This window comes from Corynebacterium sp. ACRPJ (assembly GCF_022347345.1).
Lineage (GTDB): Bacteria > Actinomycetota > Actinomycetes > Mycobacteriales > Mycobacteriaceae > Corynebacterium > Corynebacterium tuberculostearicum_D.
The window spans coordinates 85725-104301 of record NZ_JAKRNC010000001.1 but is presented as its reverse complement, the minus strand read 5'-3'; the positions used below and the strand labels follow the sequence as shown (position 1 = coordinate 104301).

19 protein-coding genes are annotated in these 18577 nt (G+C 58.2%); 18 read left to right on the top strand and 1 reads right to left on the bottom strand.

Annotated features, from left to right (window positions below; genetic code table 11):
- Positions 1 to 50: 50 nt before the first annotated feature.
- The 15 genes from rimM (at position 51) to MHY08_RS00435 (ending at position 14781) form a co-directional block, all read left to right on the top strand.
- Positions 51 to 548, top strand: a complete 498-nt coding sequence (gene rimM / locus MHY08_RS00505; protein ID WP_239228116.1) for a ribosome maturation factor RimM — start codon at positions 51 to 53, stop codon at positions 546 to 548.
- Positions 545 to 1417, top strand: a complete 873-nt coding sequence (gene trmD, locus MHY08_RS00500) for a tRNA (guanosine(37)-N1)-methyltransferase TrmD (protein WP_239193111.1) — start codon at positions 545 to 547, stop codon at positions 1415 to 1417. Before rimM ends, trmD begins: the two co-directional genes overlap by 4 nt.
- Complete coding sequence (locus MHY08_RS00495; protein ID WP_239193110.1) at positions 1417 to 1791, top strand: hypothetical protein; 375 nt, start codon at positions 1417 to 1419, stop codon at positions 1789 to 1791. The genes trmD and MHY08_RS00495 overlap by 1 nt, the downstream gene beginning before the upstream one ends.
- A gap of 121 nt (positions 1792 to 1912) precedes the next feature.
- Positions 1913 to 2545: a hypothetical protein gene (locus tag MHY08_RS00490; protein ID WP_239234700.1), complete on the top strand. Its 633-nt coding sequence runs from the start codon at positions 1913 to 1915 to the stop codon at positions 2543 to 2545.
- 146 nt (positions 2546 to 2691) lie between these two features.
- Entirely contained in the window at positions 2692 to 5028 is a 2337-nt protein-coding gene (locus MHY08_RS00485) for a Tex family protein (protein ID WP_239234698.1), read from the top strand.
- A 193-nt stretch (positions 5029 to 5221) separates the two neighbouring features.
- Complete coding sequence (locus tag MHY08_RS00480) at positions 5222 to 7336, top strand: YhgE/Pip domain-containing protein (protein WP_204608516.1); 2115 nt, start codon at positions 5222 to 5224, stop codon at positions 7334 to 7336.
- A gap of 151 nt (positions 7337 to 7487) precedes the next feature.
- Positions 7488 to 7832 (top strand): 50S ribosomal protein L19, encoded by a 345-nt coding sequence (rplS, locus tag MHY08_RS00475; RefSeq protein ID WP_005325245.1) that lies wholly within the window; start codon positions 7488 to 7490, stop codon positions 7830 to 7832.
- Between the two features lie 185 nt (positions 7833 to 8017).
- On the top strand, positions 8018 to 8821 hold the full coding sequence (lepB, locus tag MHY08_RS00470) for a signal peptidase I (protein WP_239193104.1): 804 nt from the start codon (positions 8018 to 8020) through the stop codon (positions 8819 to 8821).
- Positions 8799 to 9536: a signal peptidase I gene (gene lepB, locus MHY08_RS00465; RefSeq protein ID WP_239234696.1), complete on the top strand. Its 738-nt coding sequence runs from the start codon at positions 8799 to 8801 to the stop codon at positions 9534 to 9536. The genes lepB (MHY08_RS00470) and lepB (MHY08_RS00465) overlap by 23 nt, the downstream gene beginning before the upstream one ends.
- A complete protein-coding gene (locus tag MHY08_RS00460) occupies positions 9523 to 10164 on the top strand; it encodes a ribonuclease HII (RefSeq protein WP_239234694.1) in 642 nt (213 codons plus the stop codon). The genes lepB (MHY08_RS00465) and MHY08_RS00460 overlap by 14 nt, the downstream gene beginning before the upstream one ends.
- 62 nt (positions 10165 to 10226) lie before the next feature.
- Positions 10227 to 10532, top strand: coding sequence for a DUF2469 domain-containing protein (locus MHY08_RS00455; protein ID WP_005325239.1), 306 nt, complete (start codon positions 10227 to 10229; stop codon positions 10530 to 10532).
- Positions 10533 to 10702: 170 nt separating this feature from the next.
- Entirely contained in the window at positions 10703 to 11101 is a 399-nt protein-coding gene (locus MHY08_RS00450) for a YraN family protein (protein WP_239234692.1), read from the top strand.
- Positions 11088 to 12650: a YifB family Mg chelatase-like AAA ATPase gene (locus tag MHY08_RS00445; protein WP_239193098.1), complete on the top strand. Its 1563-nt coding sequence runs from the start codon at positions 11088 to 11090 to the stop codon at positions 12648 to 12650. The genes MHY08_RS00450 and MHY08_RS00445 overlap by 14 nt, the downstream gene beginning before the upstream one ends.
- Complete coding sequence (gene dprA, locus MHY08_RS00440) at positions 12647 to 13828, top strand: DNA-processing protein DprA (protein ID WP_239234690.1); 1182 nt, start codon at positions 12647 to 12649, stop codon at positions 13826 to 13828. The genes MHY08_RS00445 and dprA overlap by 4 nt, the downstream gene beginning before the upstream one ends.
- A gap of 35 nt (positions 13829 to 13863) precedes the next feature.
- Positions 13864 to 14781 carry a tyrosine recombinase XerC gene (locus MHY08_RS00435; protein ID WP_239234688.1) on the top strand — a complete coding sequence of 306 codons (918 nt, stop codon included), beginning with the start codon at positions 13864 to 13866 and terminating at the stop codon, positions 14779 to 14781.
- On the opposite strand, the gene MHY08_RS00430 is transcribed toward MHY08_RS00435, so the two are convergent.
- The gene (locus MHY08_RS00430; RefSeq protein WP_239234686.1) at positions 14778 to 15296 is read right to left on the bottom strand and encodes a M23 family metallopeptidase; all 519 of its coding nucleotides are present in this window, start codon (positions 15294 to 15296) and stop codon (positions 14778 to 14780) included. The two genes, MHY08_RS00435 and MHY08_RS00430, sit on opposite strands and share 4 nt — an antisense overlap.
- Positions 15297 to 15675: 379 nt before the next feature.
- On the opposite strand from MHY08_RS00430, the gene rpsB reads away from it, so the two are divergent.
- The 3 genes from rpsB to pyrH all read left to right on the top strand — a co-directional run bounded on the left by rpsB (position 15676) and on the right by pyrH (position 18573).
- On the top strand, positions 15676 to 16509 hold the full coding sequence (gene rpsB / locus MHY08_RS00425; protein WP_005325233.1) for a 30S ribosomal protein S2: 834 nt from the start codon (positions 15676 to 15678) through the stop codon (positions 16507 to 16509).
- A 299-nt stretch (positions 16510 to 16808) separates the two neighbouring features.
- Entirely contained in the window at positions 16809 to 17621 is an 813-nt protein-coding gene (gene tsf, locus MHY08_RS00420) for a translation elongation factor Ts (RefSeq protein WP_005325225.1), read from the top strand.
- A 265-nt stretch (positions 17622 to 17886) separates the two neighbouring features.
- A complete protein-coding gene (gene pyrH / locus MHY08_RS00415; protein ID WP_023027755.1) occupies positions 17887 to 18573 on the top strand; it encodes a UMP kinase in 687 nt (228 codons plus the stop codon).
- Positions 18574 to 18577 lie beyond the last annotated feature (4 nt).

Below are 18577 nucleotides of genomic sequence, written 5' to 3'. Positions count from 1 at the left end.
AAATTCATGACTGACAAGGGCAAAGAGGTCTGTGTTGTAGACTTTCCGCTATGGAATTGATGATTGGTCGCGTGATTAAATCGCACGGCGTGAAAGGTGAAGTCGTAGTCGAGGCCACTACGGATGAACCGGAGGTGCGCTTTGCGGTAGGGGAAGTTCTTCAGGGGACGCAGGGTAAGAAGGAGCACACACTAACTATCAAGGCGGTCCGGAGCCATAAGGGAAGGCTGCTCGTTACCTTTGAAGAGATCAAAGACCGAACAGTGGCGGATAGCCTACGTGGTACCAAGTTCTTTGCCGCTCCGCTCGACAGTGATGATGATGGCTTTTATGACCACGAGCTGGAAGGGCTTCGCGTACTTCTGGCGGGCGAGGAGATCGGTGAGGTCACATCGGTCATCCACGGCGGAAGTCAAGATTTGTTGGAGGTAAAACTCGACAACAGCAAGGAGGCGCTCATTCCCTTCGTGCATGCCATTGTTCCTGAGGTGAACCTAGAGGCTGGAACGTGCACCATCGATCCGCCGGAAGGACTGCTTGACCTATGAGGCTTGACGTCATCACCATTTTTCCGGAGTACCTGGACCCGTTGCGGCATGCGCTTTTGGGCAAGGCCATTGAACAAGGTCGCCTTGAAGTAGGTGTGCACGATCTGCGGCAGTGGGCTACGGATGCGCATAAGTCTGTCGATGACTCGCCGTTCGGTGGTGGCCCCGGCATGGTTATGAAGCCAGACGTTTGGGGGCCGGCGCTCGATAGCGTCGCCACGCGGGAAAGTGCGCCCAATCTAGAGTCTGCGTTGCCACACCTAAACCGTCCGCGCCACGATGAATTAGAAGGGGTTGAGGCGCAAGCCTATGCGGTTGATGCCACGGCCGATGAGGATAGCGACCTCCCACTGCTTATCGTGCCGACGCCAACCGGAAAACCGTTTAGCCAAGCAGATGCGCGGGCGTGGTCCAATGAGGGGCACATTGTTTTTGCCTGCGGGCGTTATGAGGGCATCGATCAGCGCGTGGTGGATGACGCCGCTCGACGCTACCGCGTGCGCGAGGTTTCCATCGGCGATTATGTGTTGATCGGTGGGGAAGTGGCAACGTTGGTGATTGCTGAGGCAGTAGTGCGACTCATCCCCGGCGTGCTGGGAAATAAGCGCTCTCATGAGGAAGATTCTTTTTCTGATGGTCTCTTGGAAGGCCCGAGCTATACCAAGCCGCGAGAGTGGCGTGGCCTAGCCGTGCCGGAGGTGCTCACCTCGGGAAACCACGGGTTGGTAGACAAATGGCGGAGGGAACAGGCATTGCTGCGCACGTGGCAACGCCGTCCCGAACTTTTGGAGGCGGCTGAGCTCGATAAGGACGACAAGGCCTTCATCGCGCAGTTGGAACAAGAAGCCAACACCCAGGGTGAAGGCTAATGGAGGTAAGCGCTGACCTCTCGGTACTCTTAGTAACCCAGGAGTGGGCGAAAAGCCTCGAAGCATTGCCAGAGGAGCTGCGTGCACGGGGCTTTGAGCCGCTAAGTATTTTCACTCTCCAGGTAGCGGAGGAAACCTCGGAAAGCAGCCCGCTAGCGCAGGAGTATCGCTTCAAGAGCGGTCAGTGGCCACAAGGAATACCGGTGTGGCGGCTCATCGTAAACGGAGAGACCACGCAGCCCCTGGCCACTGTGGCTTCCTCGGTAGCAGACTGCTTGCCGCCGGCAGCCTCGTGGGTAGGCAGTGCGGAAATCGGTTTTACGGAGATGGGGCTTGGTGCCCCGGCGGTGTGGCGGGCGGATTCTGGGTTATAAGCGGAATCTGGACAATTATTTAGCGCTTTTTCATGCCTAAACTGCAGCGCATATGCCTTCTAAGGTTATAGTGAAGGGGACATTCCCTCTAGATTCCTATTCCCAAGGTGGTCCCTGAATTATGACGGCTCCCAATGGCAATAACTATGGTGGATATAACCAGCAGCCGCCTCAGTACAATCAGCAGTATTATTCCCAGCCGCAGCAAAGCGGTGGCGTAGGCGGCGCCACCATCGCGGCAATTATCGCAGCAATTGTGGCGGTCATCGCGGTGGCCGCCATGGTCATCATGTTCGTGACCAATAACAAGGATGATGCATCGACTAGCGCGGCCGCCGATAGTCAATTCCAGCAGGCTGATGCCAATAGCGGCTCCGGATCTAGCAAGCACTCCGGTTCCTCGTCCAAGGACGATGCTGAGGATGAGGATGAAGATTCCAGCCCGGTCACGGTGACCAAGACTAAGGATGCTCCAGCTCCAGCGCCGGCACAGGCAGCGTCTTCTGGCAGCAGCAATGGGCACTCTTGGAGTGACTTCACTAGCTACTATCCAGCTACCAGCAAAACCTCCAGCGGTTTTGCCAGCAACGTCTATACCGCGTTTATGAATAACTGGGTCGCCGGCGGCGGCACCGGCGCTACCTTGAGCGTCTACTCGCCGGCCACCGGTGGTACCTACACCATGTACTGCTCCGGTAGCTCTTCGCGCGTTTCCTGCTCCGGCGGCGATAACGCCCGCGTGGTTATCTACTAAGAGCGCGCCGCAGCAACCTCCTTTCCCTTACTGGGAAAGGAGGTTTTGTGCGTCTAGGGGGCGTCGGCAAGCGAAGGCAGTGGAGGGGCCGTGCGGTAAATTGGGTGGGTCTAATCCCAAACCTCGAGAAAGAGTGAGGAGACCACGTGAATATTGCGGCCACTATCGCCGCCGAGCTCAACGTCAAGGAATCGCAGGTTTCTACCGCGTTGCAGCTGCTTGCGGAGGGCAATACAGTGCCCTTTATTGCCCGCTATCGCAAGGAGGCCACCGGTGGGCTGGATGACTCCCAGCTGCGCACCATTGAAGAGCGCGCGAACTATCTAAAGGAACTACAGGAGCGCAAGGAGACCATCCTTGCGGCGATTGAAGAGCAGGGCAAGCTTGGCGACGCCCTCAAGGAGCAAATCCTTGCCTGCGAGACCAAAGCGCGCCTAGAAGATTTGTATCTGCCGTATAAGAAACGCCGCAAAACCAAGGCCGATATAGCCCGCGAAGCCGGCCTTGAGGAGCTGACCGATAAGCTCATTGCGGATCCCAACGCCGCTCCAGAAGAGTTGGCACAGGCCTTTACCACCGAGGGCTTTGAGGACACCAAGAAGGCCCTCGACGGCGCCCGGGCCATCTTGGTGGACCGCTTCGCGCTCGACGCGGACCTGGTGGGTGAAGTACGCGAGCGCATGTTCACTGAAGGCTCCATGGGCGCGCACGTTGTTGAGGGCAAGGAGGCCGAAGGCGCGAAGTTTAAGGATTACTTCGATTTCAACGAGCCCTTCCACAAGCTGCCTTCGCACCGCATTTTGGCGCTGCTGCGTGGCGAGAATGAGGGCGTGCTGCAGCTGCAGCTAGATGCCGGCGATGACGCCGACTACGAGGACGCAATCGCCTCCCGCTTCGAGCTGGATCGCTCCTCCAAGTGGCTTGCCGACGCCGTCCATTGGGGCTGGCGCACCAAGCTCTATATTTCCTCTAGCCTGGACGTTCGCATGCGGCTAAAAGAGATCGCGGAGGAAGGCGCGCTGAAGATCTTTGCCACCAATTTGCGCGACGTGCTGCTCGCGGCACCTGCTGGCCAGCGTGCCACCATCGGCTTGGATCCGGGTTACCGCAATGGTGTGAAGTGCGCGGTAGTGGACAAAACCGGCAAGGTGCTCGATACCGCCATTGTCTACCCGCATCAGCCGCAGAACCAGTGGAGCCAAGCAGTTCAAACGCTGTCGACCCTGTGCGCCAAGCATTCTGTAGACCTTATGGCCATCGGCAACGGCACCGCCTCCCGCGAGACCGAGAAGCTTGCCCAGGAAATTGCGGACCTTATCAAGCAAGCCGGCGGTCAACGACCCACTCCTGTGGTGGTTTCGGAGTCCGGCGCCTCGGTCTATTCCGCCTCGCCGCTTGCGGCGGAGGAATTTCCCGACATGGATGTCTCGCTGCGCGGAGCGGTTTCCATCGCTCGCCGCTTGCAGGATCCTTTGGCTGAGTTGGTCAAGATCGATCCGAAGGCCATTGGTGTGGGGCAGTACCAGCACGACGTTAACCAGACGGCGCTCGCCCGCACCCTCGATGGCGTGGTGGAAAGTGCGGTAAACGGCGTGGGCGTGGATCTCAATACCGCTTCCGTTCCGCTGCTCGAGCGCGTGGCTGGTGTCAATTCCACCATCGCCGCCAATATTGTGGCCTACCGCAATGAAAATGGGTCCTTTGCCTCCCGCAAGGAACTGAAGAAGGTACCGCGGCTTGGACCTAAGGCCTTTGAGCAGTCTGCCGGATTCCTCCGCATCAACGGCGGTACCGATCCGCTGGATTCCTCTGCCGTACACCCTGAGGCCTATCCTGTCGTCTCCCGCATCGCGGAGAAGACGGGCCTGGGGACTTCTGAACTTATTGGCAATACCCGCGTACTCAGCATGCTGGCGCCAGCAGACTTTGCAGACGAGACTTTCGGCATTCCTACGGTGACCGATATCATCGCCGAGCTGGATAAACCCGGACGCGACCCGCGCCCTGAGTTCAAGACCGCCACCTTTAAAGAAGGCGTACATAAAGTCTCCGATCTCACCCCGGGTATGATTCTCGAGGGCACGGTGACAAACGTGGCGGCATTTGGCGCCTTCGTGGATGTCGGAGTCCATCAGGATGGCCTCGTCCACGTTTCTGCCATGAGCCACAAGTTTGTCTCCGATCCGCACGAGGTCGTGCGCTCTGGCCAGGTGGTCAAGGTGAAGGTCATGGAGGTTGATGTGGAGCGCCAGCGCATCGGTCTCTCCCTCCGTTTGGATGATGACCCGGGGCAGCCGGCCCCTAAACGCCGCGGTGATTCCCCACGCGGTTCCGCCAAATCCGGAGCCAGGGGCGAAGGAAAGCGCTCTGGCCACAAATCTGGGCGCGGATCCCGGGACGGCTCGCGCGGCCGCACTGGCGGTCGAGGTGGCTCCGGTGGTGGTGGAGCCATGGCCGATGCCTTGAAGAAGGCAGGCTTCTAATCGTCGTGGACTAGCCTTTCTACCTGCTGCTTTTTGCTCCCATCGTTGCGGACGGTGGGAGCTTATACATTCCAGAGGGGAGAATTCCTCCACGACGTGGGGTCCAATGCGCGCCGAGATTGTTTCAAAATGGTAAGTTTGCCAAAACTAAATAAAAGACGCTTGGTGCCATTTTAATTACAAGGAGAGGGAAATGAGCAAAGCTGCTAAAGCCAGCCATGGCAGGGGAGTGTTGGGTTGGCACCGCGTATTGGACTGGCGTCCGCGCAGTGCATTGGCACGGTTGTTCATCGTGTTCTTCCTGGTTGCACCCATTATTATTGCCGGAACCATGATGTGGGCGATGTGGGACCCATCCAAATACATGCGCAAAATCGACCTAGCGGTGGTGAATGAAGACGCGGGCGTCAACAAGCAAGGCGTTGATACCAACTACGGCGTTCAGGTGGTAGAAGGGCTGCTGGATACCGATTACCTGAATTTCGCAGAGGTGAATAAGGATGAGGGGGATCAAGGGCTGATTAAAGGCAAATATCTCCTGGTGGTGACCATCCCTGAGGACTTTTCCAAAAAAGCGGTGTCCATCATCAGTGATAAGCCCGTCAAACCTGAAATTCACTTCGCTAGCAATGACTATTACGGAACTAACGGCTCCGTTATTTCTTCGAGCCTAATCCCGCAGGTGCAAACCAGCGTGGAAAATGCAATCTCGAAAAAATACGCTGACCAGGTAATAGAAGGGCTCAATAAGCTAAGTGATGGAATAGGCACTGCCGCCGATGGTGCTAGACGTCTTGATGAAGGTGCCGGGAAGCTACAAGAAGGTGGAGGTCGTGCGGTCGCCGGCATAGGTCAGCTGGGAGCCGGTGCAGGAAAGCTACATGATGGAACTGGTGCGCTGCTTGATGGCACAAACCGTCTCAATGAGGGAGTCGGGCGACTCGATGAAGGTGCCGCTCGCCTGGATGACGGTGCCACACAACTTGCTGAAGGTTCCGATAAGCTGCTTGCTGGCACCGGCCGTCTCGCCGACGGTGCCGGCCAGATCGATGGTGGAGTCAATCAGCTCACGGGAATGCTTATCCCAGTGCTCAAACAGGCCCAGGTCGTGGTTCCTGCCCTGTCGCAACTGGTAGAGGTGCTGCGTAACTTGGGTATGGGGCAGCAGGCTGAACAGCTCCACTCGCTCGTATCCAAACTTGATCCGGCCACGAGTGGCAACATGGTGGATAAACTAGAGCAACTTTCTAATGGTACCGGTCAGCTGTACTACAACCTTTCAGATCCTAATTCGGAGTATCTGGGCGGCATGAACAAACTCAATGGCGGAGCGCACCGTCTAGCTGATGGCACGAAGGAGCTACACAGCGGCGTTGGCGAACTTGGCACCGGCGCCGCTCAGCTGCACGATGGCGCGAGCCGCCTCCACGACGGGACTGGCACCCTGAAGACGGGAACAGACCGCTTGGCAGCCGGTGGTGCCGAGCTCAAGGGTGGTATGGATAAGCTAAAGGCCGGTTCTGGTGAGCTCTCACAGAAGCTGGCAGATGGTGCAGCCAAAGCGCCATCTATCTCCAAACCGGAAGACTCAGCTCAAAACATGGCCGTTCCCATTAACTTCACCGCGTCCAATGTGCACCCAGTCCAAACAGCAATAAGCTCCACGGACCCCACCCGCAAGGACGTCACCGGCGGTGCCTCTTTGCTCTTAGTGCTCGTCTTTGGCTTCCTCGTCATGCTGCTGGTGGCTATGGTGTTTCCCTATTACCTCGGCCGTAAAGGAACCCCAGTTGCGCATCCTGCGCGCGGAATATTGTCTGCGTTCATCACGCTGACCGTGCTCAACTTCATTGTCCTTGCCTTTATGGCGCTGATGTCAGCAACTTTGGGGTGGGCACCGGCTAGCTGGTCCATGATTCTCGGGGTAGTAGCAGCGATCGCAGCGGTGGGTGCGGCGACTTACCAGTTCTTCCACGTGACTTTTGGGCGAAAGATTGGTGGCATCTTTGCTGCGGGAATTTTCGCCCTCGGTGTGATGGTCTTTGGTGGTGTGTGGCCGGTGGCCGCGATTCCCCGCCCGTTGAGTTTGATGCATCCTTTCCACCCGATGACCTACGCCAAAGGCGCATTCACGCGTGCCACTGATGGGATTCATGATGCGACGTTCTGGACTGGAATGGCAGCGCTGCTCGGATTTACCCTGATCGCACTTTTCGCCTCATATGTGGTCTTCCGCGCGCGTCACTTGGGTACGGCGAAAATCCTGGATGAGCACCTAGTCCGCTTCCCGGCTGCTGCGGCGGCGTAGCTTGGGAGGGGGGAGAAAGTAGTGCTGGGGAGAAATTTGGTTCCTGCCGGTGGATGTGGAAAAATAGTGCACCGTTCTATGTAACGGGCACGAACCGGTTAGGCAGTACGCCGCTAGGGTCCTCTGTCCCAAACTGAAAAGGAATATTGGCATGTCCAACATTATTGACAAGGTCGATGCAGCACAGCTGCGCGACGATATCCCGTCCTTCCGCCCAGGCGATACCCTCGACGTTAACGTAAAGGTTATCGAGGGCAACAACGAGCGTGCACAGCTCTTCAAGGGCATCTGCATCCGTCGCCAGGGTTCCGGCATCCGTGAGACCTTCACTGTCCGTAAGGTCTCCTTCGGTATCGGCGTTGAGCGTACCTTCCCGGTTCACTCCCCGAACCTGGAGTCCATCAAGGTCTCCCGCCGTGGCCGCGTCCGCCGTGCGAAGCTCTACTACCTGCGCGATCTGCGCGGCAAGAAGGCTCGCATCAAGGAGCGTCGCTAGTACTAGCGCGCTGCGCGCCAGCTTCCTCCTGCACCCAACTGTGGATGCAGGAGGATTTTTCTATGCCCAATTTCGCTTAATTCACAGTTGGAAGCCCTGATCTAAACGGAAAGTTGTCTGTGAATCCTCCTGCCGCGAGGGGGATAAGGCCGGAATCCGGACATGGGGTTGCTAGGATCTAGCGCGTGAATAAAGACAGCATCTCGCAGGAACAGTCGCCAGAAGGCGAGGGGGCCCACCCAGTACAGGGCGACGCCACCCAGCAAGGCAAAGAGGCGACTAAGAAAAAAGATATGCCGTGGCTGCTGGAAACCCTTCTGGTAGTGGCGACGGTTCTCGTGATCGTCGGACTATTCCAGAACTTTATCGGCCGGCAGTATGTGATCCCGTCGGGTTCGATGGAGCCGACCCTCCACGGCTGCGAGGGCTGCACGAATGACCGTATCTTTACAGAAAAGATCTCTTACTACGGTGACGGCGAGCCAGAACCAGGCGATGTCGTCGTATTCAAGGGCACCGAGGACTGGAATTCCAGCTACGTCTCACCGCGCTCGTCCAATCCGATCATTCATGGCGTGCAGGATGCGTTGAGCTTCGTATCCTTGGCACCGCCAGACGAAAACACCCTGGTCAAGCGTGTGGTTGCTACCGGCGGACAGACGGTGTCCTGCCAGGAGGGCGATTCTGCCGTCATGGTAGATGGCAAACCCATCGAGCAAGACTATGTGCAAGACCCGCCAACGTACCCGGTAGATGAGTCGACCGGCTCGGAGGCCTGCGGTGGTCCGTACTTTGGTCCCGTCGAGGTACCGGAGGGCAATATCTGGGTGATGGGCGATAACCGTACTGCTTCGGCCGATTCTCGTTACCACATGACCGATAAGTTCCACGGCACGGTTCCAGTAGAAAACGTCCGCGGCAAGGTGAAATTCGTATTCTGGCCGTTTACCCGCATTGGTGGGGTCGATGACCCGGACATTCAGGAATAAGCCTTCCTCCCAACGCCTGCGCACCCGGGATTTTCTCATCCCCGTGGTGGCAGGCTTTGTCCTGCTAGTACTCCTGCAGGCGCTGGTGGGGCGGATGTATGTCATTCCTTCTGCTTCGATGGAACCGACCCTGCACGGGTGTCCCGGCTGCAAAAATGATCGCATTGCCGTGCAAAAGGTCAGCTACTACTTCACGGACCCCAAGCCCGGGGAGGTGGTGATTTTTGAAGGGCCCGAGTCGTGGAATAACGAGTTTGAGGTCAATCGCTCGCACAATATTTTTGTGCGCGGCGCGCAAAATGCCTTGGCGGCCGTAGGGCTGCTTCCCAATGGGGAAAATATCCTGGTAAAGCGCGTCATTGCTACCGGCGGGCAGACGGTGAGCTGTCAGGCTGGCGATCCTGCGGTCATGGTGGATGGAAAGCCTATTGACCAATCCTTCGTCCTCGATCCGCCGGAGATTCCCGTAGACCCCAGCGTGGGCTCGCAGGAGTGCGGTGGCGAGTATTTTGGCCCGGTCACCGTCCCCGAGGGAAACCTTTGGGTGATGGGTGATAATCGCACCAACTCCCTCGATTCCCGTGCACACTTGGGCGACCACCTGCAGGGCACCGTGCCGGTAGACAACGTCCGCGGGCGCGTTGAGGCCGTCATTTTGCCGCTTTCGCGTTGGGGCGGGGTGGAGCACCCGGAAATTTCGCATGCGGCGGCTTAAACAGCGACGCACCTACGAGGTCGCATTGAGCAAGGCCGGTTTAGGTCCGGTAGCCGGCGTAGATGAGGCTGGGCGCGGCGCCTGCTGTGGACCAATTACCATCGCGGCTTGTGTGATGCCTGATCGGCCAATCAAGGAGTTGGCAGAGCTTACTGACTCCAAGAAGCTCACCCCCAAACAGCGTGAGAAGCTCTTTCCACTCATTAAAGACAAGGCTGTGGACTGGTCTGTAGTGCATATTGGTGCGGGGGACATCGATAAGCGCGGCATCCAGCACGCCAATATTTCCGGCATGCGCAGGGCAGTTGCGCGCCTGGAAGCGCGTCCGGGCTATGTGCTTACCGACGCCCTCTTTATCCCCGGCCTTACCCAACCCCACCTGCCCATTATCGGCGGCGATGCGGCCGCACGGTGCATTGCCGCGGCGAGTGTATTGGCCAAAGTCAGCCGCGATCACCTGATGCACGAGCTGGATGCGCGGTACCCCGGCTACGGGTTGGCCAGCCATAAGGGGTATGGGACCAAGGCACACGAGGCCGCAATTGCGGCGCTTGGAGCGTGCCCGGAGCACCGGATCAGCTATGAGAATGTCCGCCGCGCACATGCGGAGTTTGCCGCGCGTGCCTAGCTAAAATCTAGCCTTTCTCGCGCTAAGCTAAAGCGAGCTAACCCACAACCTGGAGGTCCACCGTGAGTGCAGAGGAACTCGATAACTACGAGGCTGAGGTAGAGCTGTCCCTCTACCGCGAGTACCGGGACGTTGTCAGCCAGTTTTCCTATGTCGTTGAAACTGAGCGGCGCTTTTATCTGGCTAATGCGGTAGAGCTCATTCCGCATACCTCTGGGCCCGATGTGTACTACGAGGTGCGCATGTCTGATGCTTGGGTATGGGATATGTACCGCTCTGCGCGCTTTGTGCGCTACGTCCGCGTTATCACCTACAAGGACGTCAACATCGAGGAGCTGGATAAGCCGGAATTCATGATGCCGGAATAAGTTTGTCAAGCCGGCGCACGCGGCGCCGCGCCCTAGCTGTGGATAACAGAGGTGCAGAGCCTGGTTATCCACAGCTAGGGCCTTTTTGCTATTGCGTCCCTTGTGTAAGCCCTGCCAGCTGCGGTGTTCTGTGCTGGCCAATGAATTTCCCAACGCACAAGGAAACCACAATGCACTTTAATTCAGAACACCGCTTGGCCACGAAGAAGCCTCGCCATAAACAAGTCTTAGGCAAAAGGGGAGAGGCCTTCGCAGCGCGCTATCTGCGCGAGCGCGGGGCGGAAATCATCGCTGCCAACGTCTCTTATCGAGTGGGAGAGATCGACCTCATCGCCCGGGAACCTAACGGAACCATTGTCTTTGTTGAGGTTAAGACCCGCGCCAATTCCAACTACGGGGTAGCTGAGGCCGTAACCCCGCAGAAGCTCGCGCGCCTGCGCAAAGCCGCGGCGCAGTGGCTCGACGGAAGGCCACTGTCTGAGGTGCGATTCGATGTCATTGCCTTGGTCGCGCAGGGGAAAGGATTCGTGCTGGAACACTTCAAGGGGGTCGAAGATGGCTCTAGGTAATTGTTTGACTATGTCCCTCAACGGAGTTCTAGCCCAGTTGGTTGACGTGGAAGCGAACGTCGGTCACGGACTGCCGGGAATTCACGTTGTAGGCCAGACGGATACCGCAATCTCCGAATCCCGGGACCGAATCAAGACCGCAGCCTTTAATGCCCATCTGCCCTGGCCCAAGACCAAAGTGGTTGTTTCCATGTCCCCGGCTTCGCTTCCCAAATCCGGGTCCCACTTTGACCTACCCATAGCGCTGGCAATCCTCGCGGCACAGGCGGAGGCCGACTTTCCGTCTTATGGCAGCACTCCCTCGCCCGCCCAACGTCTCCAGCGCACCTTGGTACTGGGCGAGCTTGGTCTCGACGGCTCCGTTCGGTCTGTAGCAGGCATTATCCCCGCTCTTCTTGCCGCACGGGAACAGGGAATAACAACTCTTATTGTTCCGCCTGGCAATGCCGCCGAGGCCACATTGGTGCCGGACATGGACGTACTGGTTGCTTCGTCGTTGAAGGAGGCTTTCGGCTGGGCCTGCGGTAATCGTGGGCTGCCGCAAGCTGGAAGTTTTTCGGGTTCCCTCAACCCCACGCCAGCGGCGGCATCGCGCCTCGACTTTAGCGATATTGCTGGTCAATCCAATGCGAAATGGGCTGCCGAGGTTGCGGCCGCCGGCGGCCACCACCTGATGATGATTGGGCCGCCTGGGTCAGGAAAATCCATGATCGCCTCGCGTCTGCCCACCATTCTGCCTACCCTTACCCCGGACCAGCAGGTCGAAACCACTGCAATTCATTCGCTGACCGGGACCCCAGGTGAGGTTATCGAGCGCGCCCCGTTCATCGCCCCGCATGCCTCGGTTACTCGGGCGGCATTACTTGGTGGCGGTTCCGGACATCCGCGCCCTGGTGCGGTGAGCTTGGCTCACAATGGTGTGCTCTTTCTCGACGAGGCCAGTGAGGTAGCCGCGCCGGTACTCGATGGTTTGCGTGCCCCGCTGGAGGAAGGACACGTGCGGTTGGCGCGCTCGCGCCGCGAGGTAACTTATCCTGCTCGCTTCCAATTGGTCATGGCGGCAAACCCGTGTAGGTGTGCGGCCGAAGACCCGTCCAAGTGCAGGTGCAATCCGCACGAGCGCATGAACTATCTATCCAACCTCTCCGGTCCGCTACGAGACCGTCTGGATATGGTGGTCACGCTAACGGGTCAGGCGGCAACGATTAACGCGGAGGGAGAAGAGGAATCCGCAGTTATCGCCGAGCGCGTCGCCGCGGCCCGTGAACGCGCCGCCGCGCGCTGGTGGGCGGATGGCATCACCGCGCGAACCAATGGCGAAGTCCCTTCGTCCTATTTGCGCCGAAAGAGACCGGCCGCCGAAGCCGCGATGGTCATGCTGTCCGCTTATTTGGCAGATGGCGAAATATCCCAGCGCGGAGTGGACCGCGTATTGAAGCTCTCCTGGACCCTGGCGGATCTAGCAGGAAAGGCGCAGCCGGATCTGGACGAAGTGGGGCGCGCGCTCGATCTACGCGGCTCAATTAATGTAGGGAGGCTCGCAGCATGAGCGAACTTGACCTCTCTACTCCTTATGCCACCTGGGTATACCTCAACCGAGTGGTGGAAGGTCCTTCTGCGGCGTTGCAGGCCTTGCTTACGCAGTACCCAGCTGAGGAAATCGCCCACGGAATCTTTCACCGTGCTGACTGGATAGGCCCGCTTTTGGCGCGCACGGCCTCTCGCTATGACTGGTTGCGGCAAGCCGAAGATATGGCGGCAGCCGAAAGGGTCGGGGCTCGGCTCATTACGGCAGAAAGCCCAGAGTGGCCCACAGAGGAGTTTGACTCTGCATTCGGCTTCTATCAGCACAGCGGGGAGGCCCCAGCTACTTTTGATGACCAAGCATTGCCGCCGCATAGCCTATGGGTGCGCGGTGCGCCATTGCAGGCAGAGGTTGCTCAAGCTGTAGCTATCGTCGGTACTCGTGCCATTTCTCGCTATGGCTGGCAGGCCACCCACAACGTCGTGTCCGGATTGGTTCAGCATGAATGGACTCCAATATCCGGCGGCGCGCTGGGAGTGGATACCGTCGCGCACGAAACCGCCCTGCACAACAACGGGCGCACGGTAGCCATAGCAGCGTGTGGCATCGATAGGGACTACCCAGCCCGCAATGCCAACTTATTCGCCAAGATTGCGGACAACGGTTGCATCATCTCTGAATTCGCGCCGGAAACCGCGCCGAAGCGCCACCGGTTCCTAACGCGGAATCGCTTAGTGGCAGCGCTGAGCCACGGCACAGTAGTTATGGAGGCCGCGTTTCGATCTGGTGCATTAAACACCCTTAACTGGGCAGAGGCGCTTGGGCGCGTTGCGATGGCGGTGCCGGGACCAATAACTACTAGCGGTTCGTTGGGCTGCCACCAGCGCATTCAAGAAGGCCGAGCACAGTTGGTTACCAGTGCCGATGAAATTCGCGCTTTAGTAAGTCGCGCCGGGGAAGTGGACCTAGGCGCACAGTACGAAATCAATTTTGCGGCAACCATGACCCAACGCCTCTCCCGCAATGAGTTGCGCGTCTTTGACGCGACGCCACCGCTAGGGCAGGAGAAAGCAACGGCAGAAGACATTGCCCGCGAAGCGGGATTCCGTTTACCGCTGACAGTTCACTTACTACTGGCACTGGAAAAGATGTGCGTTGTCGTCCGGCATGGCAATACCTGGGCGCGCCGGGAAACGGAATAAATGACACCTGCGTATGGCGAGTACACTGCTGTGGCATGAGTGAAGATGGTAAGTCCGCGAAGGCTCCGAAAGTTGAGGGGCAGATGGCTGAGGCCATTGAGGACTTCGCGGATTTCCAACTACATGTCAAAGGCCGCGCAGAAGCGACGGTGCGCGGGTATCGCTCCGACTTGCGCGACCTTGCACGCAGTGTGCCTACCTTCGCGGAGTTTGACCTCAACAGCCTGCGCCAATGGTTGGCAGAAGCTGTTACGGAAGGAAAGTCGCGTTCCACCCTGGCACGGCGCACCGCGGCAGCGAAGGGTTTTTCTACTTGGGCAGTGCGCGAAGGGCACCTGAAGCGAGACGTTGCTGCCCGCCTAGTTACGCCCAAAGTGGGGCGTCACCTTCCCACGGTTCTCGCTCCTGAGCAGGCCGGCGAGCTTATGGGCAATGCGGTCTCTGCAGATGAAGTCCACTTCCTTCGCGATAGCGCCATCTTGGAGTTGCTCTATGCCTCCGGTATGCGCGTGGCGGAGTTGGTCCGGCTAGATCTAGGGGATATTGATTTTCAACGTGGTACCTTGCACGTCACCGGTAAGGGTAATAAGCAGCGTGTAGTGCCTTTCGGGCACGCAGCGGAAGACGCCTTAAAGCAGTGGATTGACAAAGGCCGTGGAGAAATCGCTGCGGCCGATAATGAAGCGGTTTTTGTTGGCAGCAGGGGAGGGCGCATCGATCAACGCCAGGTGCGCCGCATTGTAGAAAAGGCCGCCAAAGTCACTGGTACACAGGGGCTTACCCCGCACGGGGTGCGCCACTCTGCCGCAACCCACCTATTGGAAGGTGGGGCAGATTTGCGCGTAGTGCAAGAACTGCTGGGGCACTCCTCGCTCAATACCACGCAGATCTATACCCACGTGTCCGCGCAGCGCTTGCAGCGCGTATACGACCAAGCCCATCCCCGAGCCTAAAGCGGTTTGAGGCGAATTACCGGCATATCCAGCAGGGTTAAAGGATCGATGTAGGTATCTTTTGCGATGAGTGCGCCCCAGTGCAGTCCGGGATAGCCATCGACGGGATTGCCTAAACGGCCTATCACTTGGCCCTCGCGGACTTCTTGGCCCTGCTTTACGGAGCCGTGCACGGGCTGATACGTCGTTCTCACTCCATCCGCGTGGGCAATGGAGACAACTGGTTTGCCGGCCACCGTACCCACAAAGGCGACTTCGCCGTCTTCGGCGGCTACTACCGGCGAGCCTACGGATAGGGCCATGTCGACGCCGCGGTGGCCAGGACTCCACTTGTGTTCTGGGGCGTCGAATCCACGCAACACCCGCGCAGGGCTAGGTTTGCCGGAGGCAGGGTCGACATAGGCCGTGGCCGGTGGGCAACACAGAATAAGAAGCGAAAGAACGGTGAGGAAAGCGGTGGGGAGGAAGGTGGGGCGTCGGCAAGCGGGAAATGTGGAGGAAAGAAACCTATTCATGGGCACAGTGTCCGCCGGAGGTAAGCGGCTGGGAAGTTAGTTCTCCTTTAACTGTGGACAACTTGGGTTACATGGTGTGTTTGAGTCCGTTGTGACGATTGAGACAAAATGGCTGCGACGAAGTTGTGGATAAGCTGTCTTCGGTTTGGAAAAACCAGCGTAAGGGGATTATTCTTTGGGACAGCAGTGTGTCCACCTCGTGGAGGCATTGACTACGCGCGGCGAAGTTGTCGCTTCCTGCTGGAAGGAAGAGACAGCCTGACGGTTGACGTGGTCCTTGGAAACAAGGTGTCAGCGGGGCCTTCGTTGCTAGGGTGCGGAATAAAACACCGCACAATTGGAAAACCGAAAGACAAGATAAAAAGAAAGCGAGCGAATCATGGCAGTTGTAACCATGCGCGAGCTCCTCGACGCTGGTGTGCACTTTGGCCACCAGACCCGTCGCTGGAATCCGAAGATGCGTCGTTTCATCTTCACCGACCGTAACGGCATCTACATCATCGACCTGCAGCAGACGCTGACCTACATTGACGAGGCTTACGAGTTCGTCAAGGAAACCGTTGCACACGGCGGCACCATCCTGTTCGTTGGTACCAAGAAGCAGGCTCAGGAAGCAGTTGCTGAGGAAGCAACCCGCGTCGGTATGCCTTACGTCAACCACCGCTGGTTGGGCGGCATGCTCACCAACTTCCAGACCGTTTCCAAGCGTCTGAAGCGCATGAAGGAGCTTCAGGCAATGGATGAGCGTGAGGACGGCTACAAGGGCCGCACCAAGAAGGAAGTTCTCATGCTCAACCGTGAGCGCGCCAAGCTTGAGCGCGTTCTGGGTGGCATCTCCGATATGGCCAAGACCCCGTCCGCACTGTGGATTGTTGATACCAACAAGGAGCACATCGCGGTCAAGGAAGCTCACAAGCTGAACATCCCGGTTGTTGCCATCCTGGACACCAACTGCGACCCGGACGACGTTGACTTCCCGATCCCGGGCAACGACGACGCCATCCGCTCCACCAAGCTGCTCTCCGGCATCGTTGCCTCCGCTGTTGAGGAAGGCAAGAAGGCTCGTGAAGAGCGTCAGCTGGCTGCAGCTAAGGAAGCTGCCGGCGACTCCGCTGAGAAGGAAAAGCGTGACGCTGAGGCAGCTGCCGCAGCTTCCGACCCAGCTTCTGCGGAAAAGTCTGAGGAAGCATCCGCAGACAAGGCCGAGAAGTAGTCTTAACTTCTCGCTAGGAATCTTCCTTACCTGCGTTTAACTGAATACCCCACGCACTTTTGGTGTGGGGCAGCAAGGGAGTAATTCCTGCCCAAGGCTGTTTACCAACCCCCGCCACCGTGCTTTAACGGCGGCGGGGGTTGGTTTTATCTATGCTGGGGGCTGCTGAAACCAGCTCCACTTTCATGCATAGGTGGGAAAGGGGTGGTTTCTGCCACCCTAAAGCGGCGCGATTTCACCGCGTCGACTACGCTGTTTGAACGAACACTGTTTGATTTTCAAGGAGGATCGCCCCAACTATGGCGAACTACACTGCTGCAGACGTCAAGGCACTGCGCGAAGCTACCGGCTCCGGCATGCTCGATTGCAAGAAGGCTCTGGAAGAGTCCAACGGCGACTACGATAAGGCCGTTGAGTACCTGCGCATCAAGGGCGCTAAGAACGTCTCCAAGCGCGCTGACCGTGAGGCTACCGAGGGTCTCATCGCCGTTTCCGGCAACACCATGGTCGAGATCAACTGTGAGACCGACTTCGTTGCTAAGAACGAGGCTTTCAAGACCTTCGCAGCCAAGATTGCTGACGCTGCTGCTGAGGCCAAGGCAAACTCCGCTGACGAGCTCAACAACATTGAGATCGACGGCAAGAAGGTCTCCGAGGTCGTGGACGAAGAGTCCGCAAAGACCGGTGAGAAGCTGCAGGCACGCCGTGCAGTTACCGTAGAGGGCGACAACGTTGCCGTTTACCTGCACCAGCGTTCCGCTGACCTGCCGCCGGCAGTGGGCGTCCTGGTTTCCTACGAGGGCAGCGAGGAAGGCGCTCACGCCGCAGCCCTGCAGATTGCTGCAATGAACGCTGAGTACCTCACCCGCGAGGACGTTCCTGCAGAGATCGTCGAGAAGGAGCGCGAGATCGCTGAGGCCACCACTCGTGAGGAGGGCAAGCCAGAGGCAGCCCTGCCGAAGATCGTGGAAGGCCGCCTGAACGGCTTCTTCAAGTCCATCGTTCTGCTTGAGCAGGCTTCCCTTTCTGATAACAAGAAGACCGTAAAGCAGGTTGCTGAAGAAGCTGGCACCACCATCACCGGCTTCGTTCGCTACGAGGTTGGCGCTTAAGCCCACCGCGCTTTAACAACTAGCCCACGAAGGACTATCCTTCGTGGGCTTTGTTGTGCGCTCACCGTGCCGACTCGTGCGGATGGACAATCCGCAGGAAAGGGACCGGCACGTCGCAATTGCCTACTGGCCTGCACCGGCGGGCGGTGTGAGGATGCGAAAGATATATGGGTAAGATAGGGCGGAGATTGAAACTGCCCCGCGTTAAGGAGACGAAGTAGGCGTGACTGCTGCAGATATTAAGCGAACCGGATACAAGCGAGTAATGCTGAAGCTGGGCGGTGAGATGTTCGGCGGCGGCAAGGTCGGTATCGACCCAGACGTGGTTGAAAACGTAGCCCGCCAAATCGCCGAGGTCTCCCGCCAGGGAATCGAAATTGCAGTGGTTATCGGCGGCGGAAACTTCTTCCGCGGCGCGGAGCTTTCCCAGCGCGGCATGGACCGTGCTCGCTCGGACTACATGGGCATGCTGGGCACGGTAATGAATTCCCTTGCATTGCAGGACTTCCTCAAGCAGCAGGGCGTCGACTGCCGCGTGCAGACCTCCATCAACATGGCGCAGATTGCCGAGCCGTACCTGCCGCTGCGCGCTGACCGCCACCTGGAAAAGGGTCGCGTGGTTATCTTTGGCGCCGGCATGGGCATGCCGTACTTCTCCACGGATACCACTGCCGCGCAGCGAGCCCTGGAAATTGGCGCTGAGGTTCTTTTCTTGGCCAAGGCGGTCGACGGCGTCTACTCTGATGACCCGCGCACCAACCCGGATGCGGAACTGTACTCTGAAATCACTCCGCGTGAAGTTATTGAAAAGGGCCTCAAGGTTGCGGATGCCACGGCCTTTAGCCTGTGCATGGACAATGATATGCCAATTTTGGTCTTTAACCTGCTGGAGGAGGGCAATATCGCCCGCGCCGCAGGAGGCGAAGTTATCGGCACGCTGGTGCAGTCCTAATACT

Bases quoted from the DNA above. Each gene is read 5' to 3' on its own strand.
- tsf (WP_005325225.1), top strand. From the start codon at position 16,809: ATGGCGAACTACACTGCTGCAGACGTCAAGGCACTGCGCGAAGCTACC.
- MHY08_RS00435 (WP_239234688.1), top strand. From the start codon at position 13,864: ATGAGTGAAGATGGTAAGTCCGCGAAGGCTCCGAAAGTTGAGGGGCAG.
- lepB (WP_239234696.1), top strand. From the start codon at position 8,799: ATGACCCGGACATTCAGGAATAAGCCTTCCTCCCAACGCCTGCGCACC.
- MHY08_RS00480 (WP_204608516.1), top strand. From the start codon at position 5,222: ATGAGCAAAGCTGCTAAAGCCAGCCATGGCAGGGGAGTGTTGGGTTGG.
- pyrH (WP_023027755.1), top strand. From the start codon at position 17,887: ATGCTGAAGCTGGGCGGTGAGATGTTCGGCGGCGGCAAGGTCGGTATC.
- trmD (WP_239193111.1), top strand. From the start codon at position 545: ATGAGGCTTGACGTCATCACCATTTTTCCGGAGTACCTGGACCCGTTG.
- MHY08_RS00490 (WP_239234700.1), top strand. From the start codon at position 1,913: ATGACGGCTCCCAATGGCAATAACTATGGTGGATATAACCAGCAGCCG.
- MHY08_RS00495 (WP_239193110.1), top strand. From the start codon at position 1,417: ATGGAGGTAAGCGCTGACCTCTCGGTACTCTTAGTAACCCAGGAGTGG.
- rpsB (WP_005325233.1), top strand. From the start codon at position 15,676: ATGGCAGTTGTAACCATGCGCGAGCTCCTCGACGCTGGTGTGCACTTT.
- dprA (WP_239234690.1), top strand. From the start codon at position 12,647: ATGAGCGAACTTGACCTCTCTACTCCTTATGCCACCTGGGTATACCTC.
- MHY08_RS00460 (WP_239234694.1), top strand. From the start codon at position 9,523: ATGCGGCGGCTTAAACAGCGACGCACCTACGAGGTCGCATTGAGCAAG.
- MHY08_RS00445 (WP_239193098.1), top strand. From the start codon at position 11,088: ATGGCTCTAGGTAATTGTTTGACTATGTCCCTCAACGGAGTTCTAGCC.
- MHY08_RS00450 (WP_239234692.1), top strand. From the start codon at position 10,703: ATGCACTTTAATTCAGAACACCGCTTGGCCACGAAGAAGCCTCGCCAT.
- rimM (WP_239228116.1), top strand. From the start codon at position 51: ATGGAATTGATGATTGGTCGCGTGATTAAATCGCACGGCGTGAAAGGT.
- rplS (WP_005325245.1), top strand. From the start codon at position 7,488: ATGTCCAACATTATTGACAAGGTCGATGCAGCACAGCTGCGCGACGAT.
- MHY08_RS00430 (WP_239234686.1), bottom strand. From the start codon at position 15,296: ATGAATAGGTTTCTTTCCTCCACATTTCCCGCTTGCCGACGCCCCACC.